The sequence below is a fragment of the Planomicrobium sp. CPCC 101110 genome (assembly GCF_007859395.1).
In the GTDB taxonomy this organism is placed as follows: domain Bacteria; phylum Bacillota; class Bacilli; order Bacillales_A; family Planococcaceae; genus Planococcus.
Genome location: NZ_VOHD01000006.1, coordinates 302,987 through 329,455, shown reverse-complemented (window position 1 = coordinate 329,455; position 26,469 = coordinate 302,987). Strand labels below are relative to the sequence as shown.

Here is a 26,469-nt window from a genome sequence, read left to right as displayed (position 1 = left end):
TTCTCTTCCTTTATAATAGAAGTAGTACTTATACTCTATGGAAGGCTTTACGAGATTAGGAGGAGGTTGCTTGATGTTAAGTTCAAAATACTTGGATTTGTTGGCGCAAAAATACGATAGTGAAGAAAAAGTGGCCACTGAAATCATCAATCTGGAAGCGATTTTGGATCTGCCGAAGGGCACGGAACATTTTGTCAGCGATTTGCACGGCGAGTACCAGGCATTCCAGCACGTGCTGCGAAACGGATCTGGAAACGTAAAAGTGAAAATTAAAGACCTTTTCAAAGATAAGATATCGGAAGAAGAAATAAATGAATTTGCGACTTTGGTCTATTATCCGGAAGAGAAATTGAAATTGATTAAAAACAATTTCAATAGCGAGAAGGAATTGCATGACTGGTATATAGAAATCATCGAACGCATGCTGAAGCTGATATCCTACGCATCATCCAAATACACCCGCTCCAAATTGCGTAAAGCATTGCCAAAAAGGTTTGTTTATATTATCGAAGAGCTGTTATATAAGACCGATGAATTCAAGAACAAGAAAGATTATTATGAAAAAATCGTCCAGCAGCTTATTTCGCTCGATCAAACCGATAAGCTGATTATAGGCCTCGCCTATACCACTCAGCGATTGGTGGTAGATCATCTTCATGTGGTCGGGGATATATATGACCGGGGTCCCGCTCCCCATAAAATAGTGGATACGCTTATCGACTATCATTCGGTCGATATTCAATGGGGCAATCATGATGTTTTGTGGATAGGCGCTTTTGCCGGATCCAAGGTTTGCCTGGCGAACATTATCCGGATCTGCGCCCGCTATAACAACTTGGATATCATTGAGGATGTATACGGGATCAACTTGCGGCCGCTTTTGAACCTTGCTGAGAAGTATTACGAAGACAATCCTGCTTTCCGGCCGAAAAGAAGTTCCGATGTCACGTTGACAGAGCAAGAGCAGCTGCAAATCACCAAAATCCACCAAGCCATTTCCATCATTCAGTTCAAGCTGGAAAGCCCTATCATAAAAAGACGCCCGTGCTTTGATATGTCTAACCGGCTTTTGCTGGAAAAAGTGGATTACGATAAAAACGAAGTGACCCTTCACGGAAAAACCTATTCTTTGGAAAATACATGTTTTGCAACAGTCAATCCAAAAAAGCCGGAAGAATTGCTGGAAGAAGAACAGCAAGTGATTGATAAACTGCTGTTTTCTGTCCAGCATTCCGAAAAGCTTACAAGACATATGAGCTTCCTCATGAAAAAAGGCAGCCTTTACTTGAAGTACAACGGCAATCTCTTGATACACGGCTGCATTCCGCTCGATGAAAACGGCAATATGGAGAAAATGGAGATTGAGGGCAAGACATATGCCGGCCGTGATTTGCTGGATGTTTTCGAACGTTATCTCCGCTATTCTTTCGCCCATCCCGAAGAAACCGACGACATCGCAACCGATATGGTATGGTACCTTTGGACCGGAGAGTATTCTTCACTGTTCGGCAAAAGAGAAATGACCACATTCGAGCGGTACTTTATCAAAGAAAAAGAAACGCATAAAGAGCGGAAAAACCCTTATTATTATCTGCGTGAAGACGAGGGAATGTGCCGGAAAATACTTGCAGAATTTGATCTGGATCCGGATCATGGGCGCATCATCAATGGCCATACACCCGTCAAAGAGCGCGACGGGGAAAACCCGATCAAAGCGAACGGCAAAATGATCGTCATCGATGGCGGATTTTCAAAAGCCTATCAGTCGACTACAGGAATCGCCGGATATACGCTGCTGTACAATTCTTACGGCATGCAGCTTGTCGCCCATCAGCGTTTCAATTCAAAAGAAGATGTTCTGGCTAATGGAACCGATGTATTGTCGGTCAAGAGATTGGTCGATGAAGAACTGGAGCGGCAAAAGGTTAGAGAGACGAATATAGGGGAGGAATTGCTTCAGGAAATTTCCATTTTGAACAGCCTGAGGGAATATCGCTATATGAATTGATTGGCATCATGCGCTGCCATGTAATCTTATCAATCGACGCAGCCCTGCAAAAAGAAACCCGGCAAGCATGTCTCAAAAAGGCTTGCCGGGTTTCTTTTGTTTTCTTTTCAATCGTTCGCCTCTATAGAGCCGGAATTCACATTCAAGGTCTGTTTTTGCTTCAATTTTGGCCCAAGTTGGAACAGCAGAACACCACCGCTGATCAGAAGAACGCCGAGAAGCGATTGCCAAGTAAACGGCACCTGCTCCAGCCCGAACCAGCCAAGCGTATCCCACATCAATCCAAAGAAAATCTGCGAAACCATGACGAGCGATATGGCACGGCTTGGCCCGAGGATCTGCACGCCTTGTGTCACACAAGCCACAACGCCTACGCCTAAAATGCCGCTGAACCAAAACCATGGTTCCGCTTGGAATTTGAAGAGCCCTGTTCCTTCAAATGCAAGGCCAGCAGAAAACGAAGCGGCAAAACCGAGCAGCAGGACAAGCGCAGTAGTGGACCAGACACTGATCCGCTTTTTGACGTTTGCGTTGAATGTGTTTTGCACGCAGACAAATGCACCGCCGATAAGTGCCAAAAAAATGCCCATAGCCATTTGTTTTCCTCCTATTCATAAATGTTTTGACCGGCCTGTTCCAATAAGGCGGCCCGGTCAAGCAGCGTGATTTTACCGCGTTTTTTCAAGATCCATCCGGATTTTTCAAATTGCTGCAGGACCCGGTTCAGATGTCGGTAGCTGGTGCCTATCAAATCCGCCATATCCACAAGGGAAGTGGAGTCGAGCATCGGCTGGGTAGGTGTCATCGAAAGCAAGTAGCTTGCGACCCGGACATCGACGGCATACAGCAAATTGAAGTTCATAGCCCGGGCTTTCGTTTCGAATTTTTTTGTGATGGTATCAAGCAAAAACTGCAGCCATGCCGCATTGTCCGACATTTCATTTCTCAGTACATCATACGAAATCCCGATGACCACGATATCCGTGACGGCTTCCACTGTATTGATGAAGGGGCAGTCCCGGACATATTCAATATCCCCTACAATGTCAAATGGAGTCTTGAACGCTAAAATCAGGCGTTTTCCTTCGGGAGACAACATGGATATTTTCAGTTTTCCTTCGACCAGAAAATAAAGCGTATAAGCTTCTTCGCTTTGCGAAAACAACCGTTCACCGCTTGCGTAAGTCGAGACAAACATTTCCTGTTGAACCAAATCCGGGAACAATCCAGAGAGCTGGAACTGTTGAAGATACGCTGTTATACGACGGTCCATTTTTCTCCTCCTCACCACTTCAAAACGATTATTCCCGCAACCATCAATATTACCCCGGCGATTTGCGTACGGCCAATTCTCTTTTTGGACATGCTAAACCAGCCTTTGCTGTCGATTGCAATCGCCATAACGAGCTGCGCGACCAAAAAGACTCCGATTGTCAGCGTCACGCCCATCTGGTGGACCGCAGTCATATTGTTGAACAGGACGATTGCTGCCAACAAGCCGCCAGAAGCGTAAAGAGGCGAAACCTGATTGAGCTGCTGGTACGACCGGTCACCAACAACAACCACTATGAGAACCGCCAGCAAAAAGCCGGTCAGCTGTGTCATCGCGGCAGCTTGCCAGGTGCCAATCTGGCTGCTGATCGTGGCATTTGCGACGCTCTGGTATGTCAGGAAAAATCCTCCGGCCAGCGCAAACAAGATTCCTTTCATCTTATCCACACACCTTTCTATACTCTCAATGTACAAAGGAAGAAGCGTGTTGAAAAGGACACATGTCCCCTTTTGTGATTAGATTATACGAAATATAAAGGAGATGGTCCAAGCAATCTCCTTTTTTGCAAGGATAGATTTACCGAGTATTTCTTGATTCCTTTTCAAGACAGTAAAAGATAACAAAAGCAAACCTTTAGGCAAAGGGGAATGGCACGGGATAACTAGCGAATCGGGATGTTAGCTCTAGTAATTGAATCGGAGCAGCTGGCTCCTGCAAATTTACTGAAGCTATTATGGGGAAATGTATTTTTTCAAATATGATGTGTTAAAGGAAGTAAATCGGGAAAAGAGGAATGATTGAAATCCAAAGGAGGTAAAAAAATGCCTGAAGGAAACAAGCAGCAAAACAAGACCGAGGCAGAAAGCGCCAACGAGGAACTCAACGAAAAATTCAATGGCAAGGAGCAGGAAATCCACAGCGAAACAAAAGAATATCCAACTGAAACTGAAGAAGCCAACCTGGAGCTCAATGAAGAACTGGATTCAAACGGCCAAGAAAAAAATTCTTCCCCAACTTCCTATTTGTACAATAATACCGCAGCGATAGATATAACGAAAAAAGACTAGCTTTAATACAAAATTATATTCCTGGATTGATTTAACAAATGAATTTGATAATGAATAATGAGGACAGAAGGCTATCGGTTAGCTTTCTGTCCTTTTCTTGATTCTAAAAAACTGATTAATTTACCATAAGCTCTCTGTTCAAACCAATCGAGATTATTGGTAGAATATAGGAATATAAGGTATGGCAGGCTAAGTGAATAAAGGGGGAAGAAAAATGAACATCGAACTAACCCGATTTCGTGTGAAAGAAGGGAAGACAGCGAAAGTGGATGAATGGCTTGCTTTTTTGAACGAGCATCTGGACGATGTATTGGTGACATTAGAAGGCGAAAAAATGTATGTCGAGACGATTTTCAGAGAAATTTTGGATGGATCGGAATACTTGTATTGGTATTCCATCCAAGGCGAAGGCGGACAGCCCGCAGAATCCTCCACTCATTGGATTGACGAAAAACACATGGCATATTGGAGAGAATGCATTGATCCGGATTTTCAGCCAGTCGATCTTACTGCATCCGTAGTGATGATTCCAACCAATGTCAAGACGAGTATGAAATGAGAATATAACCAATTTCAATATGCAGGCAGCCATAAATCAGAAGTTGAATTTACGACATGGAACTTGCCCTATCACATAAAAGCTTCTAAACCTGAATGATTCGGGTCTTTTTCAAACCTGCAGCCTGAGGTTGTGCGTTTTTTCCGGGTTTCAAGCTGGTTATTGCAATGACTGACGGAAATCCTCAAAGCCGTTCTTTCTCTGAAATTCAAAGGGATGCTTCGAATCCTTATTATGGGGTATAGGAAGGAAAAAGAACGGATAAAGGAGGTTAAGGCATGAGTTCCAAATTGAAACAACTGACTATGATAGGTTTCTTGTCTCTCCTGCTGGCTGCTTGCAGCTCTGAAAATAACGACAATAATGATTTGCAAAATGATAATCCGGCGGTTGGCGGAGACGATGATACAGAAGAGCCTGCAGGGGAAAAAGATACCAATGAAGAATTGGAAGAAGATGTAGTGGAAGATCAAGAGGAAGACTGAACTGTAGGATAATGATAAAAACGCTTGGATTTCCAAGCGTTTTTACTTTTTCCTTAATCCTGTTGTTTTGTACAAGAAAAAGCTAAGACAATCGGGATTCGAAGCCGTCTTTCGTATTCTTCCTCATTTGTGAAATGTTCTCTTTTTGGGGTTCCTTCCCTTAAATCTACTACAGAGAAACCAGCTTTTGTAAGAGCCTTAAAATAATGTTCAGTTGTTCGATGGTATTTCACAACGAGCTGTTCAATCCAAGGCTCTTTTCTTTCCCCTTCGATAAAATAGTCATCAACCAGCCAGTTTCCGCGTCTATCTCCTGTTTTCTTGCTTGCAAAAGAAGAAGTAGTTAGGGGGTGTTGGACACTGAATACGAAGCTTCCTTGATCCTTTAAGGTTTTATGCACATTTCGGAACAGCAAATGCACGTCACGGACATAATGTATTGCAAATCGAGAAGTAACAATATCGAATTCTCGGGTTGGAAAATGGTAGGATTCCATTGCCTCATGATGAATCGTTCCGTTTTTATTCGACATTTTAAGGGTTGCGGATGCTGCCATTTGCATGGAGCCTTCTACTCCTGTATAAAATGCCGCACCTTGATCGAGAAGTTCTTTTCCAAACGCAGCATCCCCACATCCGAGGTCCAGTACACGTTTATTTTGAAAATCGCCAAGGAGTTCGAAAATGATAGGGCCTTCGATAGCATTGTTCGGACTGTCTTTTCTATCTCTTCTCTTCATGTAATTCGATAAAAAGTCATGTTCATCGTAAACGCTTGCCCCTCTAAATTCCATGTTATTCATTCCCTTTCCCGACACTATTCCTGAAAATGCTGCAATGCTCCGCAGCTGGTTGTCTTTGATTAGTTTATCAATATGGATTGTGGAATCATAGGGATTTTTAAGGGACTATTATTTATCCTATAAAAAAGTCCGTATGGGTTTCTTTTCGAAAATCCTTATGATTGAAGGGGGCATTCGCCTCTGGTCCATATATGTTCAATGAATTCAGAAGTTCCCAAAAGCAACAAAAATTACCTTGAGAGAAAGTTTATACTTCAATAGAATCAGGCAGCTTTGTCTTTCAATACCAGTATCCGTTTACTAATTTACCTGAAGGGTAAATGATTGTTGTGTGTCTATGTGACAAAACTATTATTAAAAGGAGGATTTTATGGAGTATATTTATTTAGGAAACTCTGGCCTGCGTGTCCCCAAATACATACTTGGTACAGTCCCTTTCAGCGGGACGAACGGCTTTGAAGCAGCCGGCAATGTAAAAGAAGAGGAGGCCCGCAGAATGGTCGACCTGTCTTTGGAAGCAGGCATCAACATGTTTGATACAGCGAACCTTTACTCAAAAGGCGATGCTGAACGCGTACTCGGTGCAGCAATCCGCGGACGCCGGGACGAAGTGCTGCTTACATCAAAAACCGGCTTTCCTATAGGCGATAATCCGAATGCCCTAGGGGCTTCCCGCAATAATATTTTGACTTCCATTGACCAGTCACTGGAGCGTCTTGGAACGGATTACATTGATCTGTATTTCGTCCATCTCTGGGACGGCCAGACACCGATCGAAGAAACGGTGGAAACGATGACCAGCCTGGTCAAGTCCGGAAAAATCCGCCATTGGGGCGTATCCAACTACAGCGGTTGGGCGCTGGCAAGAACCTATTCTATCGCTGAGCAGCCGGGATACATTCCGCCGATTTCGCAACAGATCTACTACACGCCAGAAGCTCGTGAAGCGGAATACGAACTGTTGCCTGCGGGGAAAGAATTGGGAATCGGTTCGATGATTTGGAGCCCGCTCGGTGAAGGTTTGTTGAACGGCAAAATCGGGCGCAACAAAAAAACTCCAGTGGACACTCGCCAAGGCGGCGGCTGGCCGGAGCCTTGGGTCCAGGAACAGGAACGCCTTTACCAAGTGATCGATGCATTGGAGGAAGTCGCAGCCCGCCATGGTGCAAGCGTTCCGCAAATCGCCTACTCGTGGGTGAGGGACCGTCCGAACGTCGGCCCGATTGTCATTGCGGCGCGCAACGAAGAACAGTTGAAGGGAAACATCGCTTCGTTTGATATCCAGTTGACCAAAGAAGAGCAGGACATGATTGAATCGGTCGCACGCCCAGAGCCGATTTATCCGCTTTGGCACCGTGCGATGAATTCATTGGAACTCGGAAGCCCATCAGAAATCCCTTATTTGCAAGGGTATAAAAAGTCGATGGGACTGGAAGAGTGAAAATACGGACGCCCCGAAGCCAGCGCCGGCTTTAGGGGTCGTTTTTTTTGATCTGTTTTAAAAGAATCGACCGTAATGCGATCCTGTATAGAGGAATCATTTATACTAGGCATAGGAAGAGGGCAATGAGGAAGTTTGCTCATCCGGTACTAGTGTCTGTTTGGCTGCTAAATGAGATACCGTTACTTGAAGAATTGAGGGATTAGCATGGAAAAAGTGTTCACAAAAACGGAATTGAAAAAATTAGAGGACCGCTTCGAATATGAGTTCGGGCTTTCGTTTAGAACAGATGAAGTTCCAGATCGATTGGTGATGATGGAAAAAACTCCATACGGTAAAATTCAGAACGAACTGCTGGGCGGGTCTTATTCGTTGATTTTGTGCATTCCACGCCTGCCCGTGGAAAAAAGCTTGAAGAGGGCTGACGTGCTGGATGAAAACGACTCATTCAAGCTGCTCAGACTTTCTGCAGAAAATCACACATCCCATATTGAAGAATTCCTGAAGGAAATTGAGTATCGATTTACTTTTTTTTGGATTCAACATTTCCGGAATATAAAGTTTAAAATGCCTAAAACCAGCGGGGAACAACTTATCTTATCAAATTTAAGCGGCAATCGGCTTTATGATTTATCATTGGAAAATGAAGAATGCACGACGATGATTTGGAATTGAAAGATTTTGGTTAAGAATAGGAGAGAAAAGCATTGAAAGGATATTTGGCAAACCTGGAAAGAACTGCTCATTCTTGCCTGAAGATCACTTTGCAATTTCAGCGCGCCTACAGTTGCCGGAAAAAACATAAAAAACGCATTGCCTCCAATAAAAAACAGTGGCGGTGCGTTTTTAAAACATCAGATAAGTTATAGTATAGTATACTCCTGCTGCTGCATATAAAATTCCACTGACAATCAGCAAGCCAACAAAAAGACGCAGGGCTGTTTCTAAAATGCCCAATAAGATTTTCGAGTGGCCATCGTTCTTTTTTTTCATAATTGCCTCCCTATATTAAAGTGCTGCCAGCTTTTGAAGGGGAGTGCCGAAGGGCGGACTGTCCATCAGCCATCAACCTGTATGGCATCGAGCAAATATTTCCGAGTCTCTTTTGCCAGCTTCCGAACCTTCAGGTTGCATTTGGCATCTGGATGAAGGTAGATTATTTTGGCATCGACAGAAAAATATGTATGAACAACCCGGATGATGAGCAAATCTTCCAAATCGGAATAATCTTGATTGTCATTCCACCCCTTGATTTTCACTTCATAAACAGGGAAACCAGTGTTTGTCAGCCACTGGTCTATGCTTCCTCCCCAAGCCACATAACTCCAGGTAATCAAGAAAACACCTACTTTCTTTCAAATTGGTTGCAAGTGAAAGTCCGGCTATTTTTAGTGGCCTTTGCTTAAAGAGCTGTTCGATAAAAACCTGCTTAAAATTTCCTTATTGGCTTCAAAGTCCAGTGACAACACTTCTCCTGCATCGACCCGTTCATTGGTGTATGTCTCTGCAGCAGGGATGCGAAGTGTCTCCATTTCACCTGATCCATCTTGGATGAGTGATTTGCCGATGCTCCACAGAACCTGTCTTTCTATATCTGTATCGATATATGCATCAATGGCTTCCAATATTTTAGGGAAATTCATCAAAGTGTGGAAGCTCAAGCCTTGTTTTTTTACGGCAGTTAAGATTTCCTGTTGTCTTTCAACACGGCCGAAATCACTTTTTCTATCGTTTCGAAAACGCACATATCCCAGCAATTGCTCACCTTGAAGTTTTTGGAGGCCTGGCTCAAGTGTCAAGCCGATGCCATGCGACATTTCATATGGGATATCGACCTCGATGCCGCTAGGGATGATCAAGTCAAAAAGCTTTGGAAATCCGTCAAAATCAACAGACGCATAAAAGTCGGGTTCAATTCCGAAATTTTTATGGATGGTGTCGTTCACGAGTTCAGGTCCGCCAAACGCATGCGCCGCATTGATTTTCTGCATGCCATGTCCGGGGACGTCAACATATGTATCCCGCATAAATGATATGAGTTTGATTCCATTGGTTTCCGGGTTGTAATTGGCAACCAGCAAAGCATCCGATAGTCCATTTTCATCGTTTCTTCTATCGCTGCCGATCAGCAAGATGTTGATTTCATCCAGTAGCGAATCGGCTGTTTCGGCATACAAAATTTCCTGTTCATCTTCTCTGGGATGCTTTTGCATCTCATTTTCAAGCCTTTTTTGGCCGCTCTGAAAATGAAAAGACAAGAGGAGCAGTGCCGAGCTGATGACAAGAAGCAGCAAGAGAACGCTGGATTTCATTTTTTTTGTTTTTCTGTTTTTGTTCGGATAATCATTTGTCGTCAAAATATTCCCCTCTTTGCATGCGACGAAGTAAACTGCAGTCACATAAAAGTGTAGAGTGTTGTTGACAAAATGTCAACGGATATCAAGTTGACAAAAAAACAACGAATGATAAAGTGAGTTTATAGGGAATTTTGCTTTGAATTCTGACTTGATGAACTTAAGGAAGGGGCAACAACCATGCAAGAAAAATCTACCAGGCTGGGAAGTCTGCTTCGGGATGCAATGGAGCAGCGCAATTATTCAATCAGGCAGTTGGCGGAACTTACATCCATTGATAAGGCTACTGTCTCGCGGATAATGAACGGAAAAAGAAAACCCACGCTTCAGCATTTGAAAAAACTTTCTGCAGCACTTGAGATTCCCTTCAATGATCTGGTGGAAGCTATAGATTATGAGGCTGATACAACTGCAAGCAGGAAAAAACATGGAAAGCAATCCCATTCCGGGCCAATTCCAGCTGCTGAAGTTGAACTGCTGCAAAAATCGATTCAGCTGCATGAACCGTCCATAACAATCGACAAGCTTGCAGCAGAATTGGAAACATTTGAAGAGTATACAAAGACGCACGAAGGGAAGTCTATGGTAAAAGACGGATTTGATGCAAAAGTAAACCATTTCGGCAATGTTGGAACGTATATACAGCAGCTGAAAATTTGGCACCGGAAATTCCTTTTGGCGGAAGGAAGCAAGAAAGAGCTGGCTGTTATGGGAGGGGCATTGCTTTATTTTATTTTGCCGCTCGACCTTTTGCATGATTATATTTTTGCGGTAGGCTACTTGGATGATTGCTTGGCTATTCAACTGGCAGGAAACAAACTCGAAAATAAAATATGAAAAATGTTTTCACATCAAGCCGCTCGGCCTATTGAGGATTTTGGGCGATTTGAGCAAAAGAGGGAAAATCGGCCGGGAAAGAGAAGGGCTACAGCCCCCCAAAAAAAGCCGCCAGATAAATCTCGCGGCTTTTTTTTATGGCTATTGCAATTTCAGCTTTTTTCTTTTGGCAATCATCCAGAAGAAGATCAGTGCAAGTGGAAGCAGCATGTAATTCGCGTACTTGCCCATCATTTCGCCAGCCATTTCCCATTGCGTCCCAAGCCGGTAGCCTAAATAAACATAAATTGCTGTAATTGGCAACATTGCCAAGTATGTATAAATGATAAACTTCCAGATGTTCATTTTGGCCATGCCGCATGGAATTGAAACGGCTGTCCTGACACCGGGAGCAAAACGCCCCAGAAACGCGACGCTGCCGCCATACCTTTTGAAAAATTGGTCCGACTTATCCATATGCTCTTCTGTAACAAAAAAATATTTGCCGAACTTCAATACCATCGGCCTTCCGCCATAACGTCCAAGTGCGTACAAAGTCAGCGGGCCAAGCACTCCCCCAATTGAACCTGCAAGAATTGCGCCATACAAGAGCAGTTCGCCTTCAAACACCCAATAGCCAGCCAGCGGCAGTACAAGTTCTGCAGGCACAAACTCGAATGTCAACGCCAACATAATCCCGAAATAGGAAAGCCCTTTAAGAGCCTCCATCAGTTGCATGATCAGAACTTCCATAACAAATCCCCTCCCATAAATGAATGCCAGTTGGAAATACACAAATTCCTGTGTGGTTTCTTTCCATACAAAGTAGGAAGTATAACATAAGGTTTATGGAAGAGCATAGGAATACCATGTTAATTCATTCAGGGGAAAATCCAGAAATAATAGGGGAAACAAAAAGACGATGGGAACAAAGAGGTTTCAAATTCGTACTAATAGTATATGAAAACCAAGGAGGAAGTATGGAGAATCCAGATATTCTATTAATATTTAAAATGATCATCATCGGCATTGTCCAAGGCTTCACTGAGCCGATTCCGGTATCGTCAAGCGGACATGTCATGATAGCAAGCCAGCTTTTAGGATTGGGGGAACAAGGATTCACGTTTGCAATTTTGACTAACACGGCGTCCTTATTGGCGATTCTTTTCGTTTACCGAAAAGATGCGGCAAGGCTGGCTGCCAATTCTTTGCAATACATAAAAACAAAGGATTCTACATACAAGAGCGATTTCCGTTTTATTTGCTTTATCATGGTGGGTTCAATCCCAGCGGGTTTGCTGGGGTTGCTTCTGAGTGATTTCATAGCTGATAGCGTCAGTATGGCTACTATTGCAATCATGTTGTTTGTGACCGGAATTGCGTTATGGCTGATTCGAAACAGGGAAGGCAGCAAGAATGAAAAAACCATGACAGGCAAAGACGCCTTCCTGATCGGCTTCGGGCAAGCTGTTGCTTTGACGCCAGGCATCAGCCGTTCAGGATCGACGATTATTTCGGCTATCGCCGTAGGATTGAACCAGGAAACAGCTTTGCGGTTTTCTTTCATGCTTTACATACCAGTGAGTTTAGGAGGGGTGGTTCTCGGAGTTTCCGATTTTTGGGATGAACCTGATAAAGCGGAATTGGCAATTCCTTACACAGCTGCCTTTATCGCGACGCTGATCATGTCCTATTTCTCTTTGAGGTGGTTTATGGGCATCATGAAAAAAGGGAAGTTGACCCTCTTCACTTATTATTGCATTTTTGTCGGGGCGCTTTTGTTGATATTCTTTTAGAACTTTTTAGGCGAATCTTATTCCGATTATATCTGACACTTCTAAAGCAGCAGCCGGTCTATCGGAAAGGCTGCTGCTTTATTTACGTATTATATAATCAATAAAATTAACAGTATTGAGTGGATGAGAAAACAGAAATTGAATCGAAAGAAGTTTAGCAAAACTAAATCACTGCAAGTGGTTTTTTCTGCTTAAAGGAATTGCAGGGCTGTCTATCGAATTAAATAAAATGAACATATAGGTAAGGCGCGAATCCTTGGGAAACAAACCTTTAAGATTTTTGCATCTTTATTGCGTCCTTTTGAAAGCGCTTTATAAAAAAGTTTGTTGTTTGCGCGGAGAATGAAACTTTTATGATGTTCAGATTTTAATTTTTGAATTTGCAGCATATACAAGATTTTCATGGAAATACCGCTGGCATACATAGGAATTTTTATACCAACTGAAGGGAGAGCTGCCTATGAAATTGGACAAAGAATTAATTGTGTTGAATCTAGAAGCAAGCTCGAAAGAGGAAGTTTTGGAAGTTTTGGGGAATCTGCTGACAGAACATGGAGTGGTAAAAGAAGGGTTTATCGAAAGCGTCCTTCAAAGGGAAAAGGAGTTTCCGACAGGATTGCCGACAGAGCCTTTTGGAGTAGCAATACCACACACGGACGGCGATATGGTACATGACTCGAAAATTGCTTTTGCATCGTTAAAAAATCCGGTGAAGTTTGCTGCCATGGGAGGAAGCGCCGAACTTGTCGACGTGAAAATTGTATTTATGCTAGCGCTGAATAGTTCGCAGGGCCAGTTGGATATGCTGCAAAAACTGGTCGGACTTTTCCAGGACCCAGGGACTGTGGAACAGCTGACTGCAGTTTCAGATGCAGATCAGCTGAATAGGCTGCTCGAAAGTAAAACATGATTGCCGTCTTGTAACACAGGCCATTCCTTTTGGACTCTTTATAAAAATAAGCATGCAGTAAGATGATCCATATAACAACAGCTTTGCATATTTGACAGTATGAACGGAGGAGGAGAATTCATGGGTTTTCTGCAATGGTTCGTTGATTTGGGCGCTAGCGTCTTGCTTCCTATCCTGATTTTTATTTTCGCATTGATACTGGGGACAAAACCCGGCAAAGCGCTGCGTGCCGCTTTGATTGTCGGCATCGGGTTTGTGGGGATCAATTTGGTCATCGGTCTGCTGGTGGAAAGTTTAGGGCCAGCAGCTCAAGCGATGGTCGAGAATTTCGGTTTTGATCTGAACACGATCGACGTCGGATGGCCTGCCGCCGCCGCAATCGCATACGGAACATCCCTCGGAAGCTTGGCGATACCGCTCGGTGTCGGAGTGAACATCCTTTTGCTGACTTTCGGATTAACAAAAACGCTGAATGTCGACATTTGGAATTTTTGGCATGTGGCTTTAACCGGCTCTTTAGTTTACGCCCTTACATCGGATTTCTGGCTGGGAGTCCTTACGATTATTGTTCATCTGCTTTTGCTTTATTTGATGGCCGATGTTCTGGCAAAGTATATAGAGAGATTCTATGGCTTTCAAAATATCACGTTCCCTCACGGTACATCGGCGCCTTCAGCGTTTGTGGCCTTGCCGATGAACTGGGTGTTTGACCGGATTCCCGGTTTCAATAAGCTGGAAGCCGATCCGGAGTCCATCCAGAAAAGGCTCGGCATTTTAGGGGATTCGACGATCATCGGTGTTTTGATAGGGATTTTGATCGGAATTTTAGCGGGTTATAACGTGCAAGGCATTTTGCAGCTGGCGATTCAGACGGCTGCAGTAATGGTATTGCTCCCGAGAATGGTTGCTTTGCTGATGGAAGGGCTTGTCCCTGTATCAGAAGCGGCGGGCGCGTTTGTTAAAAAGCGCTTTCCGGGTAGAGACCTTTATATCGGCATGGATAGCGCATTGGCGATCGGCCATCCGGCAGTCTTGTCATCCGCGCTTCTGCTGATTCCGATTACGATTTTTTTGGCGGTTTTGCTGCCTGGAAACTCGGTTCTGCCCTTTGCCGATTTGGCATCCATTCCGTTCCTGATTTGCTTGATGGTCCCGATTTTCAGGGGGAATATTGTCAGAACGGTCATTGGCGGAACTATCTATATCGGAGTAGGTTTGTATATAGCGACTTGGATAGCACCGCTCTTTACACAATCCGCAATTGCCGCGAATTTTGAAATGGGCGCGAACACGAGTATTTCTTCTTTGATCGACGGTGCGGTTTGGACAACCTTCATATTCGTCTGGGTTCCGAAAATTTTAAACTGGTATGGAATGATTGCATTGGGCCTCATCATACTTTTGGGCTTGATCTACCAAAACAAAATCAGGCCGAAGCGGCATCAGGAAAAAGAAGAAAGATTAGAAGGAGAGGAAGCTTAAATGAAAAAATTATTGATTATGTGCGGTACGGGAATTGCGACATCCACAGTCGTGAAAGGAAAAGTGGAGGAATGGCTAAAGGAAAACAATTTGAGCCAGGAAGTGAAAATCTATCAGTCGAAAGTCAGTGATGAAATAGGGCGGATCGATGATTACGATGTCATCTTGTCCACCACACTCGTTCCGAATAACATCAAAGACAAAGTGATTGACGGCGTTCCGCTTTTGACCGGCATCGGAATTGAAAGCATGTATGAAAAAGTGCTGGCAGAAATCAAGCGGTAAAGTGGAGGGATAGAAAGAAGAAGTAGTTTCCGCTTGATGTCTATCAAATCAACAAAAGCAGCTTGTCCACATTTTAAAAGGCTTTCTAAGTTCCGGAATTGCACTGAAGCTGCAGAGCCGGACCTGGAAAGCCCTTTTTGTTCATTCTTGGCAGATAATGATTAGTTGAAGCAGGAAAGCGGATGTGCTCCGCGGAAAGTATAGCTGTACCATTTCATAAGGGTTTGGAGAAATAAGAACCATAGAAAAGGAGAATGATAATATGAAAGCTACTTTGAATTGGGACGGTGGAATGGCATTCAGCGGCAAGACGGAATCCGGACATATGGTCTTGTTGGATGCCGGGCCAGAGAGCGGTGGGGAAAACAGGGGGCCGCGCCCTCCTGAAGTTCTTTTGCACGCCGCAGCTGTTTGTACGGGAATGGATATTGTGTTCGTACTGGAAAAAATGCGATTGAAGATAGAGGATTTTTTCATCGATATTGACGGATCGCGCGCTGAGGCACATCCAAAACGTTTTACAGACATGACAATCACATATCATATTAAAGGAGATCTTCCAGAAGATAAGGTCAGACGAGCGATAAAATTATCAAGCGAAACTTACTGCACAGTGGTTCATTCGATCAATGCCAAAGTCCGGTACAAGTATATTCTCAACGAGGCACCTGCAAAAGATGTTGAAACCTTATAGGAATAAGGCCCAGTTTGTGTGGAAAGCGCGGCTTGTGTAGTGCCGCTGGCCGCGCTTAGTGTTTATAACAGGTGAATACAGCTTGTTAAGGATTACACGGCAAATCTTAGGGTATACGAAAAATGTATTCACAACCATAAAGCAGAACGATTGCTTGGGAAGAATTGTTCTATTTTTATTTGATGGATCATTCACTTTCAGCCTTTAGGGAGAGGGGTATAGCAGGATGGAAAAAGAACAGCTGCATACAGAGGAAATTAGCCATTTTATTTCCAGGAAACTGATCGAGGAGTTTGATGCCAGTCTTTCATCCGCTGAAACAATCATCCAAAAGCCATTCATCATTATCCATCTCCTGGACTTCAGCTTTCCAACGGAAGAAACATTCATCAAACGCAATGAAGTAAAGCGCATCTTGGAAACAAGAGACTTGATCGTGGAAGGCTGGAAAGCCGATATACGGAAGAATCTTTCGGCAATCGTCGGTGAAACGGTGGAAGAAGTATACGCGGACTGGAACCTTGAAAACAAGACGGGCATGTTAATCGCTGTAATGGGCGGAAATGAACACAAGAATCCAACCGCATGGCAGGAAAAAGAAGACAAAAGAAAGTTGAAAGAGAAAATCATTGATATCAGCCGGAAAACAGAAAAAGTTCCTGATGAGATTGAAATTTACCGCCTTAATGATTACATACTCCTGATTGAACGGTCAGGCATAATGGTCGATGTTGAAAAAGAGCTGGTCATGAATGGCGCAGCTGAAGAATTGCGGTTAGCTAAGCGGCCTTTGGAACATCGCTTGATGGAATCCCTCAACGAAGAAGCTGTGATGAAAAAGAAGGTCAAAGAATTGTTTGTTGATTGGAATTTTGCAGCAGACAAGGCTTACATGGTTTTGGTGCTGGAAAACTAAACGGTCCTATTCATATCCATGTGTAACTATCGAAGGAGGCTTCCAGATGAATACGGAGAGACAATTGCAATCTGAAATAGGGGGATATATATCCACACTCATGCGAAAGCATTTTGGAAAGGGGCCAACTTCCGTATATGTCACCCTCCAGTCCGAATTTCTTACCATCCATCTTCGCGGGTTTTTAGCTCCCATGGAAAAGATCCTCATAAAGCAAAACGAACAGAATCGTGTGATAAAAACGAGGGATTTGCTCATGCGCGATATAAGTGAGGACATCATCAAGACGCTGAATGAAATAGCGCAGCTGGAAGTGAGGGATATTTACGCCGATTGGTCCCTTGAAACGGAGACCGGACTTCTCATTGGAATTTTAAAGCAGCCAGTTCCAGGAGAATCTTTTGATTGGCCTGAAGATGTGAACGAAAAAGAGCTGTATGGAAAAATTGAAGAGGCAAGCAGGAATGTAGAAAAATTGCCTGAAGCGACAGAGATTGTCTGGCTAAGCGACCGGACCATAATGATCAAGCGATCAAAAATTTTAGTGGAACTTGAAAGGGAGCTCATCAAAAACGGTTTTGAAGAAGAGCTGCGGATTGCCAAACGCCCTTTGGAACATAAGGCGATAAAAGCGGTCGATGTAGAGGCGGCTTTGAACAGAAAAATCCGGGAAACTTTTTTTGACTGGGATTTTGAGAAAGATGAAGGCTACATGGTATTCATCCTTGAATCTTCAAAATAAGCAGAACGCACCGATGATGCCATTGAAGAAAGGGCAAGATTACTGGGCTTCTTTCCATTGTCTTTTCAAAGGCTGAAAAGTCTTTAAAAGCAGGCAAGAGCTTAGGAATCAGGTCTGCTGCATAAAGAAAGGCGGTGGGAAAATGCCGGTTATCGCTTATGAGATTTATATAGAAGCCCCGATTGAGGTGTGTTTTGATTTGGCGAGAAACGTCGATGTTCATACTGAGACTGCATCAAAGACTAAAGAAAAAGCAGTGGCAGGCGTGACAACCGGCCTTATGGAAAACGGGGATAGTGTGACATGGGAAGCTGTCCATCTCGGCGTAAAGCAAAAGTTGACAGCGAAGATTATTCAGATGGAGCGCCCTTACAAATTCACGGATACTATGGTTAAAGGGGCTTTCCATTCTTTTATCCATACGCATGAATTCATAAGAAGCGGCAAAGGAACCATCATGCGGGACAACTTTGATTATAAATCGCCTTTTGGCATTGCCGGAAAACTGGCTGACAGGCTTTTTTTAGAGAAATATATGAACGCGTTTATAAAAGATCGGGCAATCGGACTGAAAAAGATAGCAGAACAGAAAAAATGAAATTGGCAGACTCTGCAAGTTGCAGGGATTTTCTGATCACAGGTATAAGCCTGTTCTATATACACAACATTCTCTATGAATTCCGAGGACTGCATGCACAACTTGTTTCGGAGTAATAGGAAAAGCACAGCTTGCTGCCACGCAGCAAGCTGTGCTTTTCCGTTTTAAATATGACTTGAACCATGTTTATGCAAGGAATGTTTTCATTTATTTATGGAAAGGGGCAGGGCTTCTTGCGATAGCAGGCCTGCTTATCGAGTACGCTGCACAGAGCAAAGCGAGTATGGCGATGATGCTGCCAACCCAGGCGACGGAAGAAACGGAACCGGTTTGGTTCAGCACAATGCCGCCGATTCCAGATCCAAGCGAAATGCCGATTTGCAAGGCGGAATTGTTGAAGCTCTGCTGAATATCGGACGATGCAGGATCGGTCTGGATCAAATAGCTTTGCTGAGGCGGCGCCAAACTCCAGCTTAATGCCGCCCAAACAATCATCATGGGGATGAATACGGCCATTGAGAATGTAGTTATCGGCAGCAGGAAAAGGACAAACGCAAAGGCGCTGATGACAATGATGATGCTTTTAGGAGCACCGATCGCATCTGCAAGGGAGCCGCCGATTGCCCCGCCGCTGACAGCCGCGATTCCGAATATCAAATAACACAAACTGATCCACTGCGAGCCCAGATGAAGCTCTGTTTCCAGGAATGGTGTGAAATAAGCATAAATCGTATAATGGCCGGCAAGCATAAACAAGGTGGCCAAATGTGCGCTTCCAATTTTCGGACTGCCGACCGCTTTGATCTGCTGTGAAAGCGGAATCGTGTTTTCACCGGGAATCCGTTCCAAGAACATGGAGATAAGCACCATTGAGCCGATGGATAACACGGCAATTCCCAGAAAAATGACGCGCCAGCCAAATGCGTCGGAAATCAGGATGCCAAGCGGCACTCCCAATACAAGGGATGAACTTATCCCCATATAAATCAGCCCCAGAGCTTTCGCGCGATAAGCAGGAGCAGTTATTTTAGCTGCGATGGTCAAGGATAGCACGACAATCAGCGCTGTGCTGATAGCGGTCAAAACCCTTGCGGCCATCATAAACGCAAAGTTCGGGCTGAAATAGGTCAAAATATTTCCAAGAAAGAAAACGAACAAAGAGGCAAGGTATAATTTTTTGCGTTCGACTTTGCTGGTCATCACCAGCAATAAGGGTCCTGCAAACGCGTATACCAGCGCGAATACAGTGATCAGCTGCCCGGCAGATCCAAGCGGAATATTAAACTCTTTGGCAATGGCCGGCAGAATCCCTCCGACGATCAGTTCGACGAGACCGACAGCCACAGTCGACAACGCCAGAATGTAAACTTTCAAATTCATAATAAGTGTCTCTTCCTTTCGTGATGTGCAGGTTAAAATGAGCTTAAAGATATTTTCAGAAAAAACGAAAAATCCTGATTACAAAAAACGAAAAAATCGTTTTCTGTAATCAGGATTTTTATGGTTCCTGGTAGAGACCCTTAAGCCATATTCTAAAGGTTATACAGAGTTGCTATGGGTGTTAGGGAACTTCATTAGTAAATTCTACTATATATTTTTCGTTTTTCAAGCTTTTAATGCATCAGCTGTTTGCGCAGCCAAAAAGTAAGCTGCAAAAAAAGCGGAAGGCCAAGAGCATACGGGGCTGCTTTTGGCCTGTCAGGGATCAAAGGATTCAGTTAGCCGTAAGCTCGTTTTCAGTGACCCATTTATGGTTGGTCACTTTTTCGCCGCCATTGGTTGGCGTGAAATCGAGCATATAAACAGTCGTTTCTTCAGCAGAATCAATCGTCGCTTCAGCGCCGTCCATACCTTCCATATGGTCCGCCGCAAGCGTCGCTTTATCACCGGCCTTCAGCGGCGCCTCACCAGGGTTTTCCAGTTCTTCGTGGATGACCCATTTGTGGTTTTTGACCGTTTCTCCGCCGCCGGAAGGTGTGTAGGTGACAGCATAGACAGTGGTATCATAAGCTCCAACGATTGTCGCTTCAGCGCCGTCCATGCCTTCCATATGGCTTGCAGAAATCATGGCTTTATCGCCGACTCCAAAAGCTGGAGCCTCTGCTTCGGCCAATCCTTCCGGAACTTCACCGGAGCCTGAGTGGTCCATGTGCGTATGGGCTGATTCCTGCTGCTCTTGAGATCCAGTGTCCATCTGATGGTCGCTGCTTTCGCTGCCGGTATTGCAGGCGCCTAAAGTTAGTGCCGTAAGCAGTGACATAAAACTCCATGTCCATTTATTTTTTAACATCCGTATCCCTCTTTCTTTGTTGATATAACATGACTTTACCCGAAATGTCTGCATAATGTGTGCAGGAACCGTGTAGGGTTCGAACTTTAACGGCAACGAGCTTTATGGCAATAATGTGAATTCACAGCGTATAAGCTCCGGGGGTAAAAGAATTCTGCACAGAAAATCTAGACATTTCTGGTATACTCGCGAGTATTGATGATCCTATAAAATTTACCGGAGGTTCTATATAATGAAAAAGAAAAGAAAGCTGGCGGGATTGCTTCTCGCCGGGCTCGCGCTGACGGGCTGCAGCACCGAAAGCGGTACAGCAGCTCCGGAAAATCAAGTGGCTTCAGAAACTTTTGAAGTCCCCTTTGATGGAGAATTGAGCCACGTCCACGGGATGGGGTACGCAGGAAATGATGGCGGACTGTATTTTGCTTCGCACAGCGGATTGAAAATATACCGGGAAGGCAAATGGCTGGAAACAGCCGGAAATTTCCACGATTACATGGGGTTCAATGCAGTCGACGAAGGATTCTTTACATCCGGCCACCCGAGCGCGAATTCTGATTTGCCCAATCCCCTGGGAATTCAGCGCAGCAATGACGGCGGTGAAACCATTGAAGAAGTTGCTTTTGAAGGAGAAACTGATTTTCATGCCATGGCAGTCGGCTACAACAGCCACGATATTCTTTTGGTCAATCCGGCAAAAAATTCCTTGCTTGAAGCAGGAATCCATAGAAGCGGCGATGCAGGAAAAACATGGGGACCTGTCAAAGCTGCCGGTTTAACTGGAGAAGTGGCGGGGCTTGCCATTCATCCGGAAGATTCGGAGTATATGGCCGCTGCGACTTCCACAGGCATCCATCTTTCAAAAGATGCGGGTGCCAATTTCCAGAAGCTTACCGAAGAAGAGATGGGAACAGCCGCCGCTTTTACAAAAAAACATTTGTATTACGCAAGCTTTGGTACAGCTGCAACTTTGATGAAGTATACTATTGAAAACGGAAAAGTGGAGGAGCTGAAGCTTCCGGAAATGAAAGAAGACGCCATCGCGTTCATTGCGCAAAATCCCGCTGATGAGTTGGAACTCGCCATCTATACTTTCCGAGGAGATGCTTTTTTGTCTAAAGACGGCGCACAGACCTGGAAATCCATGCGTTAAAGCTTGCAAGTTGCGGCTGCAAAAAGCTGCCGGCGCAGGACGGTTTCTTCTTATCCATAACCCTTAAAGAGGTATGCCATGTTAAATAAAGTCGCATTAAAGATCGGATTGCTGTTTTTCGTATTTATCATTTTTATTGAATCGGTTTTATTTCTAACCTTGTACATTACGTTTGTCAATGAACGGGTGGATGAAGTGATGGCGAATCTGCTTGCGAGAGGAAATACGCATAGTGAAGTATTGGAAGACAGTTTTGAACCGGAAACGTTGAACCACGTGGCCATGATGGAGTCGGCTTCCGATTTTATCGTCATCATTACAGATGAGTCCGGTAAGCAGCTCGCCCATTCGGATCAGGTTGTACCTGAAATGCTCGACGTTTTGGAGCATACCGATTTTCAAACAACTTCCCATGAAGGGGGGATTGTGGAAGAGCGGTGGAAAGCAAAACAGTTTATCGCGACCGATAGTCCCATCACCGTGGCCGGAAAGCACCGGGGGCATGTTTTTATGTTTGCAGAGACTGGCCCCATCAAAGAACGGGTCAGCCATTTGAGAAACCAGTTTTTGGTTGTCGGCCTCATTGCGCTCGGATTGACCATTATCACGATTTTTCTGTTGTCCCGATTGATTACAAAGCCGTTGATCCGAATGAAAGAAGCGACCGAACAAATCAGCAAAGGAAACAATCATGTGAAACTCCATATGGGGCGGCAGGATGAACTGGGCGAATTGGCAAATTCCATCACCGCCTTATCCAACGACTTGGGCCGCCTGAAAAATGCGCGCAACGATTTTTTGGCAAGCATTTCACATGAGCTGCGCACTCCTTTAACCTACATCAAAGGATATGCCGACATTGCGGGCAGGCCGGATACTTCCGAAGAGGAAAAAAGGGAATACATCTCAATCATAAGGGAAGAAACCGCCCATCTGACAGCATTGGTCCAGCACCTTTTTGAATTGGCCCAACTTGACCAAAATCAATTCTCCATCCAAAAAAAGGCGGTTTCGCTTGATGAACTGTTCCGGTCTGTCATCAACTTGGTCCGGCCGGTGTTTGAAGAAAAGCGAATTTCCTTGTCTGTCCATTGCGATCCCAACATCATCGCGTTCATCGACCGTGAACGGTTCCAGCAAGTACTGCTGAATATATTGGACAACGCGCGGAAATATTCCAAAGAAGGCACAAAGGTGGTTCTTCAGGGAAAGCAGGACGACGCTCATATTTCCATAAGCGTCCAGGATGAAGGGGAAGGCATTCAGGAAGCGGACATCCCTTTTGTTTTCGACCGGCTGTACCGGGTCGACAAATCGAGGTCCCGGCAGCTTGGAGGCAGCGGGTTGGGACTGGCTATCGCAAAAGAAATAGTTGGATTGCACGGCGGCCATATCGAGCTCCAAAGCGAATATGGCAAGGGGACTGTTGTGAACATTCTGCTGGAAAGGGGGGATTTGCATGCGGAAGGTATTACTGGTTGATGATGAACAGAGGATGCTCGATCTTGTGGCTTTGTATTTGAAGCCTCATCAATACAAATGCCAAAAAGCATTAGGGCCTTTTGAAGCGCTGGCATATTTGGAAAAAGAACAGTTCGATCTTGTTTTGCTGGATGTCATGATGCCGGAAATGGATGGATGGGAACTTTGCGGTGAAATCAGAAAGTTTTCGGATGTTCCGATCATTATGCTGACCGCACGCCAGCAGCAGGAGGATATCATCAAAGGTTTGAAGATAGGTGCGGACGATTATATCACAAAACCTTTCCACGAAGGGGAGCTGCTGGCGCGGATGGAAGCACTGCTGCGCAGAAGATCCCCTAAAAATAGAATCGAAGTGAACGGTTTGGTATGGGATGCGGACCGGTTTGAACTTTCATACTTTGAACATTCCATTAAGTTGACCCCCAAAGAATTCCTGATGGTCGGCCATCTTTTGAACAATCCCAACAAAGTCTATACAAGAGAGCAATTGATCGAAGTGATCTGGGGATATGATTCTGAGACGGAAGGCCGGACGATCGACTCCCATGTGCGAAATGTCCGGGAGAAAATCAGGCAGGCAGGTTTTCCAATCGATGATCATTTCCTGACTGTCTGGGGAATGGGGTACAAGTGGATAAACGAAGTGGAATAACATAAAAAGGCTGGACGGAAAAAATTCCGCCCAGCCTTTTTATGAGGGATTATGCAATGTTTCGGCAAGCTTCCGCACATTTGAAGCAAGCTTCCGCGCAGCGCCGGCAATGTTCATGGTGATCGGCGTGTTTTTCGCATTCTTTTCCGCATGCTTCGCATACTTTCGCGCAAACAGCGGCAAGTTCAGCGATAAATGGTGAATTGCGGGTGATTGCCTGTTCTAAAAAGGCGCAAATGTCCGCACATTCCCGGTCTGTTCGAATGCATTCTGCCATCATCTTCACATCATCTTCCTGGAGACAAGCGTAAAAACAATGGTTGCAGGCTGCTGCACAATCGTGCAGAATCTGAATCAGTTCCTGGTGCTGTTCATGTGCCATTCATAGAACCTCCATTTCATATTTTGAATACATAACTAAATGTTCCCGCTCATCTTTGTGCTAAACAGAAATTTGGAAACTCCATAGAAAATGCACAAAACATGGGATAAGAGAAGCGGAAGATAACATTACAACGGTTTGAAGGTTTTATATATCTATAAGATCACCGAAAGAGAAATAACAGGATACGACAATAGTTACATAAAGGGTATAGGAATATTTGATGATTCTTTTTGGCTATGATATTCTCACACTGTCGATGGAAAAATACCGCATTACAGGTTTCTGGAAAAATGAGAAAAGCAGGAATCGGTTTCATATCTTCTCCATTTAGAGGGATATTGCCAACAAGCAAATGCTTTAAAATTAGAGAGTGAATATTGTCCATCCAAATCTAAAGGGGGCAGTGAAGTTTCTTTTGGCCAAATCTGTCATAGGCGCTGATATATAAAGCAAAAGGGAAGGGGGTTTGCTTGCATTTATATCCTTCCGGCAAAACAAACCTATAAATTTAGAGGCGCCTGATGGATCCTGCAATAAATACATGAAGACACCATGAGGAGGAAACAGAAGTGGTCAAAAAATGATCGCATTTATGTACATATTTTGTTTAGTCGTATGGGGGCTGAATTTTATAGCAGTCAAAATTCAAGGAACACCCATTAGTCTTGAAGTATCATTGGCGTACCGCTTGATCGGGGCCGCTTTCTTATTTGTTCTGCTGGCGGGCTTGAAGCGGCCAAAAGGCTGGCCTTCCCCAAAAGATTTCTTGCCCATCGCCATTTTCGGGGTATGCAATTTTGCTTTAAGCTACCTGTTTCTTTACTATGGGACCATTTGGAGTGCGGCAGCTATGGTGACGTTGATCTTTTCGCTTAAAGCTGTCCTGACTCCGATAGCGCTGCGTCTTTTCCTGAAAGAACGCTTGGATCCGCAAGTGATTGCAGGTGGAACGGTCAGCCTTATCGGTGTTTGCATCGTAGTGTATCCTTTGCTGAGGGCCGGGTTCGAAATCACTTACGTAAAAGGAATCGGCATTGCGCTGCTTGGCACCATCCTTACGGCAATTGGGGATGCAAGTTCTGCCAGAAACGCCAGAAAAGGCATCCATCCCGTCTATTCCAACAGCATTGGCGGATGTGTCGCAGCCATCCTGCTGCTCAGCATATGCGCTTTTCAAGGGCAAAACTTTTATCTTCCGACATCCATTTCCTATCTTGGCGCACTGGCGTATTTGACGGTAGTGGCTTCTTTTGGGGCCTGGATGTTCTACCTGAAACTTGTCGAAAAAATCGGCGCTGCCACCAGCGGTTATATGGTTGCACTGTTTCCGGCAATCGGCGGCGTGGCGTCAGTGGCAATCGGCGATTCAGAGCCAACCCTTTACCTGTTGTTCGGCTGCTTGTTTGGCTGTGCGGGAGCCGCGATTGCCCTTGGTTTTTTGCGGACGGTCCCGCGCAGCGGGAAAGAGATTGAACAGCAGTAGAAGCTATCCTTCATGGAAACTCGGAGAGAAAATGCCCAAATCGGAGCATTTTCTCTTTTTTTGATGAAGTAACTGGCGTATTGTATACAAATTGATGAGGATAGAAAATAATTTTTAAAGAATAATATGCTAAAATTTAGAAAAAGAGGAGGGGATTGGAATGAAAAGGTTTATGTATGCCTTGCTGGCGGCAGCGGCTATACAGCTCATCTATTTTGTTGCGGAATTCGCGTCAGGGTATGTAAAGGCTTTAATGTTCAGGCCGAATATAGCAAATGCATGGGAAAGCGCAGAGATGCTTCAATCGGAAGTGGCTTTCGGCGGGACCTTCTCCCCTTTCTTAATTCCAGCTGCATTTGTCGGCTTGACAGCAGGTTTTTGGATTTTACTCGTTGCTTATAAAAAAGGAGTACGGGCACGCAAACAAGAGAGAGGAATTTGAACGTGTTACAACCACAAAGAATAACCTTTCAGCTCGTTGCGATTATCTTTTCACTATATGTATTCGGTGCACATAAAACCAATGAGGCCTTTTGTCATGCTTGCATTGGTCTCTCTTTTGTCAGTTGCAGGATTTGAAAAAATCCAAAAGGAGTGCAAAGGATTTGATGGATATTTATTGACGTCTCGTTATTTATATTTTTGTTGCGGCACAGGTGCATCTGTCAAAGGATTAAAATTCACTTTATCCATATAAAATCCATCATTAACAAGATGGGTTTTTTTCTTATGCATTCATTGCATATTATAACCATTTCAAAGAAATATTATATTCAGTGTTAACTTTTTAAAAGT

The 26,469-nt window shown here is 44.4% G+C and carries 31 protein-coding genes and 1 riboswitch; of the genes, 20 read left to right on the top strand and 11 right to left on the bottom strand.

Features of this window, described 5'->3' with window-relative positions; translation table 11 throughout:
• Positions 1–73: 73 nt before the first annotated feature.
• Complete coding sequence (locus FQV30_RS09535) at positions 74–2,008, top strand: fructose-1,6-bisphosphatase (RefSeq protein ID WP_146499927.1); 1,935 nt, start codon at positions 74–76, stop codon at positions 2,006–2,008.
• 107 nt (positions 2,009–2,115) lie between these two features.
• Here FQV30_RS09535 and FQV30_RS09530 read toward each other — a convergent pair whose 3' ends face one another.
• The 3 genes from FQV30_RS09530 to FQV30_RS09520 are packed head-to-tail and all read right to left on the bottom strand — an operon-like array spanning position 2,116 to position 3,718.
• A complete protein-coding gene (locus FQV30_RS09530; protein ID WP_146499926.1) occupies positions 2,116–2,604 on the bottom strand; it encodes a DMT family transporter in 489 nt (162 codons plus the stop codon).
• 11 nt (positions 2,605–2,615) lie between these two features.
• A complete protein-coding gene (locus FQV30_RS09525; protein WP_146499925.1) occupies positions 2,616–3,281 on the bottom strand; it encodes a Crp/Fnr family transcriptional regulator in 666 nt (221 codons plus the stop codon).
• A gap of 11 nt (positions 3,282–3,292) precedes the next feature.
• Entirely contained in the window at positions 3,293–3,718 is a 426-nt protein-coding gene (locus tag FQV30_RS09520; RefSeq protein ID WP_146499924.1) for a DMT family transporter, read from the bottom strand.
• A gap of 384 nt (positions 3,719–4,102) precedes the next feature.
• On the opposite strand from FQV30_RS09520, the gene FQV30_RS09515 reads away from it, so the two are divergent.
• The 3 genes from FQV30_RS09515 to FQV30_RS09505 all read left to right on the top strand — a co-directional run bounded on the left by FQV30_RS09515 (position 4,103) and on the right by FQV30_RS09505 (position 5,392).
• Complete coding sequence (locus FQV30_RS09515; RefSeq protein ID WP_146499923.1) at positions 4,103–4,348, top strand: hypothetical protein; 246 nt, start codon at positions 4,103–4,105, stop codon at positions 4,346–4,348.
• A 214-nt stretch (positions 4,349–4,562) separates the two neighbouring features.
• Complete coding sequence (locus FQV30_RS09510) at positions 4,563–4,907, top strand: DUF6176 family protein (RefSeq protein WP_146499922.1); 345 nt, start codon at positions 4,563–4,565, stop codon at positions 4,905–4,907.
• Positions 4,908–5,185: 278 nt separating this feature from the next.
• Positions 5,186–5,392 carry a hypothetical protein gene (locus FQV30_RS09505; RefSeq protein ID WP_146499921.1) on the top strand — a complete coding sequence of 69 codons (207 nt, stop codon included), beginning with the start codon at positions 5,186–5,188 and terminating at the stop codon, positions 5,390–5,392.
• Positions 5,393–5,445: 53 nt separating this feature from the next.
• Here the strand turns inward: FQV30_RS09505 and FQV30_RS09500 are convergent, their stop codons facing one another.
• Positions 5,446–6,186 carry a class I SAM-dependent methyltransferase gene (locus FQV30_RS09500; protein ID WP_146499920.1) on the bottom strand — a complete coding sequence of 247 codons (741 nt, stop codon included), beginning with the start codon at positions 6,184–6,186 and terminating at the stop codon, positions 5,446–5,448.
• 379 nt (positions 6,187–6,565) lie between these two features.
• Between FQV30_RS09500 and FQV30_RS09495 the strand changes: the two genes are divergently transcribed.
• Both FQV30_RS09495 and FQV30_RS09490 read left to right on the top strand, forming a co-directional pair.
• Positions 6,566–7,636: an aldo/keto reductase gene (locus tag FQV30_RS09495; protein ID WP_146499919.1), complete on the top strand. Its 1,071-nt coding sequence runs from the start codon at positions 6,566–6,568 to the stop codon at positions 7,634–7,636.
• Between the two features lie 207 nt (positions 7,637–7,843).
• Positions 7,844–8,311, top strand: coding sequence for a hypothetical protein (locus tag FQV30_RS09490; RefSeq protein ID WP_146499918.1), 468 nt, complete (start codon positions 7,844–7,846; stop codon positions 8,309–8,311).
• A gap of 171 nt (positions 8,312–8,482) precedes the next feature.
• On the opposite strand, the gene FQV30_RS17965 is transcribed toward FQV30_RS09490, so the two are convergent.
• The 3 genes from FQV30_RS17965 to FQV30_RS09480 form a co-directional block, all read right to left on the bottom strand.
• On the bottom strand, positions 8,483–8,629 hold the full coding sequence (locus FQV30_RS17965; protein ID WP_186725612.1) for a hypothetical protein: 147 nt from the start codon (positions 8,627–8,629) through the stop codon (positions 8,483–8,485).
• A 65-nt stretch (positions 8,630–8,694) separates the two neighbouring features.
• A complete protein-coding gene (locus tag FQV30_RS09485; RefSeq protein WP_146499917.1) occupies positions 8,695–8,973 on the bottom strand; it encodes a hypothetical protein in 279 nt (92 codons plus the stop codon).
• Positions 8,974–9,024: 51 nt separating this feature from the next.
• On the bottom strand, positions 9,025–9,993 hold the full coding sequence (locus FQV30_RS09480) for an LCP family protein (RefSeq protein ID WP_255473386.1): 969 nt from the start codon (positions 9,991–9,993) through the stop codon (positions 9,025–9,027).
• Positions 9,994–10,170: 177 nt separating this feature from the next.
• Here FQV30_RS09480 and FQV30_RS09475 point away from each other — a divergent pair, with 177 nt between their 5' ends.
• Positions 10,171–10,827 (top strand): helix-turn-helix domain-containing protein, encoded by a 657-nt coding sequence (locus FQV30_RS09475; RefSeq protein ID WP_146499916.1) that lies wholly within the window; start codon positions 10,171–10,173, stop codon positions 10,825–10,827.
• A 141-nt stretch (positions 10,828–10,968) separates the two neighbouring features.
• On the opposite strand, the gene FQV30_RS09470 is transcribed toward FQV30_RS09475, so the two are convergent.
• Positions 10,969–11,559 (bottom strand): DedA family protein, encoded by a 591-nt coding sequence (locus tag FQV30_RS09470; RefSeq protein WP_146499915.1) that lies wholly within the window; start codon positions 11,557–11,559, stop codon positions 10,969–10,971.
• A gap of 227 nt (positions 11,560–11,786) precedes the next feature.
• On the opposite strand from FQV30_RS09470, the gene FQV30_RS09465 reads away from it, so the two are divergent.
• The 8 genes from FQV30_RS09465 (at position 11,787) to FQV30_RS09430 (ending at position 18,229) form a co-directional block, all read left to right on the top strand.
• Entirely contained in the window at positions 11,787–12,602 is an 816-nt protein-coding gene (locus tag FQV30_RS09465; RefSeq protein ID WP_146499914.1) for an undecaprenyl-diphosphate phosphatase, read from the top strand.
• 460 nt (positions 12,603–13,062) lie between these two features.
• Positions 13,063–13,512 carry a PTS sugar transporter subunit IIA gene (locus tag FQV30_RS09460; protein WP_146499913.1) on the top strand — a complete coding sequence of 150 codons (450 nt, stop codon included), beginning with the start codon at positions 13,063–13,065 and terminating at the stop codon, positions 13,510–13,512.
• A 120-nt stretch (positions 13,513–13,632) separates the two neighbouring features.
• Positions 13,633–14,994 (top strand): PTS galactitol transporter subunit IIC, encoded by a 1,362-nt coding sequence (locus FQV30_RS09455; RefSeq protein ID WP_146499912.1) that lies wholly within the window; start codon positions 13,633–13,635, stop codon positions 14,992–14,994.
• Positions 14,995–15,279 (top strand): PTS sugar transporter subunit IIB, encoded by a 285-nt coding sequence (locus FQV30_RS09450; protein WP_106532507.1) that lies wholly within the window; start codon positions 14,995–14,997, stop codon positions 15,277–15,279. It abuts the gene before it with no gap.
• A 262-nt stretch (positions 15,280–15,541) separates the two neighbouring features.
• Positions 15,542–15,973 (top strand): OsmC family protein, encoded by a 432-nt coding sequence (locus tag FQV30_RS09445; RefSeq protein WP_146499911.1) that lies wholly within the window; start codon positions 15,542–15,544, stop codon positions 15,971–15,973.
• 226 nt (positions 15,974–16,199) lie between these two features.
• The gene (locus FQV30_RS09440; RefSeq protein ID WP_146499910.1) at positions 16,200–16,889 is read left to right on the top strand and encodes a Na-translocating system protein MpsC family protein; all 690 of its coding nucleotides are present in this window, start codon (positions 16,200–16,202) and stop codon (positions 16,887–16,889) included.
• A gap of 46 nt (positions 16,890–16,935) precedes the next feature.
• Positions 16,936–17,631, top strand: a complete 696-nt coding sequence (locus FQV30_RS09435) for a Na-translocating system protein MpsC family protein (protein ID WP_146499909.1) — start codon at positions 16,936–16,938, stop codon at positions 17,629–17,631.
• A gap of 142 nt (positions 17,632–17,773) precedes the next feature.
• A complete protein-coding gene (locus FQV30_RS09430; protein WP_146499908.1) occupies positions 17,774–18,229 on the top strand; it encodes an SRPBCC family protein in 456 nt (151 codons plus the stop codon).
• A gap of 207 nt (positions 18,230–18,436) precedes the next feature.
• On the opposite strand, the gene FQV30_RS09425 is transcribed toward FQV30_RS09430, so the two are convergent.
• Together FQV30_RS09425 and FQV30_RS09420 are read right to left on the bottom strand one after the other, a co-directional pair.
• The gene (locus FQV30_RS09425; RefSeq protein ID WP_146499907.1) at positions 18,437–19,609 is read right to left on the bottom strand and encodes an MFS transporter; all 1,173 of its coding nucleotides are present in this window, start codon (positions 19,607–19,609) and stop codon (positions 18,437–18,439) included.
• Positions 19,610–19,695: 86 nt separating this feature from the next.
• Positions 19,696–19,796, bottom strand: a riboswitch (purine riboswitch).
• Positions 19,797–19,943: 147 nt separating this feature from the next.
• Entirely contained in the window at positions 19,944–20,519 is a 576-nt protein-coding gene (locus FQV30_RS09420) for a YdhK family protein (RefSeq protein ID WP_146499906.1), read from the bottom strand.
• Between the two features lie 232 nt (positions 20,520–20,751).
• Here FQV30_RS09420 and FQV30_RS09415 point away from each other — a divergent pair, with 232 nt between their 5' ends.
• The 3 genes from FQV30_RS09415 to FQV30_RS09405 all read left to right on the top strand — a co-directional run bounded on the left by FQV30_RS09415 (position 20,752) and on the right by FQV30_RS09405 (position 23,806).
• Complete coding sequence (locus FQV30_RS09415; protein ID WP_146499905.1) at positions 20,752–21,669, top strand: F510_1955 family glycosylhydrolase; 918 nt, start codon at positions 20,752–20,754, stop codon at positions 21,667–21,669.
• Positions 21,670–21,747: 78 nt separating this feature from the next.
• Positions 21,748–23,151, top strand: a complete 1,404-nt coding sequence (locus tag FQV30_RS09410) for a sensor histidine kinase (protein ID WP_146499904.1) — start codon at positions 21,748–21,750, stop codon at positions 23,149–23,151.
• Positions 23,129–23,806, top strand: coding sequence for a response regulator transcription factor (locus FQV30_RS09405; protein ID WP_146499903.1), 678 nt, complete (start codon positions 23,129–23,131; stop codon positions 23,804–23,806). Before FQV30_RS09410 ends, FQV30_RS09405 begins: the two co-directional genes overlap by 23 nt.
• Before the next feature lie 49 nt (positions 23,807–23,855).
• On the opposite strand, the gene FQV30_RS09400 is transcribed toward FQV30_RS09405, so the two are convergent.
• Positions 23,856–24,188 carry a four-helix bundle copper-binding protein gene (locus FQV30_RS09400; protein ID WP_146499902.1) on the bottom strand — a complete coding sequence of 111 codons (333 nt, stop codon included), beginning with the start codon at positions 24,186–24,188 and terminating at the stop codon, positions 23,856–23,858.
• 583 nt (positions 24,189–24,771) lie between these two features.
• Here FQV30_RS09400 and FQV30_RS09395 point away from each other — a divergent pair.
• Entirely contained in the window at positions 24,772–25,674 is a 903-nt protein-coding gene (locus FQV30_RS09395; RefSeq protein ID WP_146499901.1) for a DMT family transporter, read from the top strand.
• A 160-nt stretch (positions 25,675–25,834) separates the two neighbouring features.
• Positions 25,835–26,116: a hypothetical protein gene (locus FQV30_RS09390; RefSeq protein ID WP_146499900.1), complete on the top strand. Its 282-nt coding sequence runs from the start codon at positions 25,835–25,837 to the stop codon at positions 26,114–26,116.
• Positions 26,117–26,469 lie beyond the last annotated feature (353 nt).

Bases quoted from the DNA above. Each gene is read 5' to 3' on its own strand.
- FQV30_RS09520 (WP_146499924.1), bottom strand. From the start codon at position 3,718: ATGAAAGGAATCTTGTTTGCGCTGGCCGGAGGATTTTTCCTGACATAC.
- FQV30_RS09535 (WP_146499927.1), top strand. From the start codon at position 74: ATGTTAAGTTCAAAATACTTGGATTTGTTGGCGCAAAAATACGATAGT.
- FQV30_RS09455 (WP_146499912.1), top strand. From the start codon at position 13,633: ATGGGTTTTCTGCAATGGTTCGTTGATTTGGGCGCTAGCGTCTTGCTT.
- FQV30_RS09450 (WP_106532507.1), top strand. From the start codon at position 14,995: ATGAAAAAATTATTGATTATGTGCGGTACGGGAATTGCGACATCCACA.
- FQV30_RS09525 (WP_146499925.1), bottom strand. From the start codon at position 3,281: ATGGACCGTCGTATAACAGCGTATCTTCAACAGTTCCAGCTCTCTGGA.
- FQV30_RS09500 (WP_146499920.1), bottom strand. From the start codon at position 6,186: ATGGAATTTAGAGGGGCAAGCGTTTACGATGAACATGACTTTTTATCG.
- FQV30_RS09495 (WP_146499919.1), top strand. From the start codon at position 6,566: ATGGAGTATATTTATTTAGGAAACTCTGGCCTGCGTGTCCCCAAATAC.
- FQV30_RS09490 (WP_146499918.1), top strand. From the start codon at position 7,844: ATGGAAAAAGTGTTCACAAAAACGGAATTGAAAAAATTAGAGGACCGC.
- FQV30_RS09405 (WP_146499903.1), top strand. From the start codon at position 23,129: ATGCGGAAGGTATTACTGGTTGATGATGAACAGAGGATGCTCGATCTT.
- FQV30_RS09390 (WP_146499900.1), top strand. From the start codon at position 25,835: ATGAAAAGGTTTATGTATGCCTTGCTGGCGGCAGCGGCTATACAGCTC.
- FQV30_RS09470 (WP_146499915.1), bottom strand. From the start codon at position 11,559: ATGGAAGTTCTGATCATGCAACTGATGGAGGCTCTTAAAGGGCTTTCC.
- FQV30_RS09505 (WP_146499921.1), top strand. From the start codon at position 5,186: ATGAGTTCCAAATTGAAACAACTGACTATGATAGGTTTCTTGTCTCTC.
- FQV30_RS09425 (WP_146499907.1), bottom strand. From the start codon at position 19,609: ATGAATTTGAAAGTTTACATTCTGGCGTTGTCGACTGTGGCTGTCGGT.
- FQV30_RS09415 (WP_146499905.1), top strand. From the start codon at position 20,752: ATGAAAAAGAAAAGAAAGCTGGCGGGATTGCTTCTCGCCGGGCTCGCG.
- FQV30_RS09435 (WP_146499909.1), top strand. From the start codon at position 16,936: ATGAATACGGAGAGACAATTGCAATCTGAAATAGGGGGATATATATCC.
- FQV30_RS09400 (WP_146499902.1), bottom strand. From the start codon at position 24,188: ATGGCACATGAACAGCACCAGGAACTGATTCAGATTCTGCACGATTGT.
- FQV30_RS09515 (WP_146499923.1), top strand. From the start codon at position 4,103: ATGCCTGAAGGAAACAAGCAGCAAAACAAGACCGAGGCAGAAAGCGCC.
- FQV30_RS09460 (WP_146499913.1), top strand. From the start codon at position 13,063: ATGAAATTGGACAAAGAATTAATTGTGTTGAATCTAGAAGCAAGCTCG.
- FQV30_RS09440 (WP_146499910.1), top strand. From the start codon at position 16,200: ATGGAAAAAGAACAGCTGCATACAGAGGAAATTAGCCATTTTATTTCC.
- FQV30_RS17965 (WP_186725612.1), bottom strand. From the start codon at position 8,629: ATGAAAAAAAAGAACGATGGCCACTCGAAAATCTTATTGGGCATTTTA.
- FQV30_RS09420 (WP_146499906.1), bottom strand. From the start codon at position 20,519: ATGTTAAAAAATAAATGGACATGGAGTTTTATGTCACTGCTTACGGCA.
- FQV30_RS09430 (WP_146499908.1), top strand. From the start codon at position 17,774: ATGCCGGTTATCGCTTATGAGATTTATATAGAAGCCCCGATTGAGGTG.
- FQV30_RS09445 (WP_146499911.1), top strand. From the start codon at position 15,542: ATGAAAGCTACTTTGAATTGGGACGGTGGAATGGCATTCAGCGGCAAG.
- FQV30_RS09510 (WP_146499922.1), top strand. From the start codon at position 4,563: ATGAACATCGAACTAACCCGATTTCGTGTGAAAGAAGGGAAGACAGCG.
- FQV30_RS09530 (WP_146499926.1), bottom strand. From the start codon at position 2,604: ATGGCTATGGGCATTTTTTTGGCACTTATCGGCGGTGCATTTGTCTGC.
- FQV30_RS09410 (WP_146499904.1), top strand. From the start codon at position 21,748: ATGTTAAATAAAGTCGCATTAAAGATCGGATTGCTGTTTTTCGTATTT.
- FQV30_RS09395 (WP_146499901.1), top strand. From the start codon at position 24,772: ATGATCGCATTTATGTACATATTTTGTTTAGTCGTATGGGGGCTGAAT.
- FQV30_RS09465 (WP_146499914.1), top strand. From the start codon at position 11,787: ATGGAGAATCCAGATATTCTATTAATATTTAAAATGATCATCATCGGC.
- FQV30_RS09475 (WP_146499916.1), top strand. From the start codon at position 10,171: ATGCAAGAAAAATCTACCAGGCTGGGAAGTCTGCTTCGGGATGCAATG.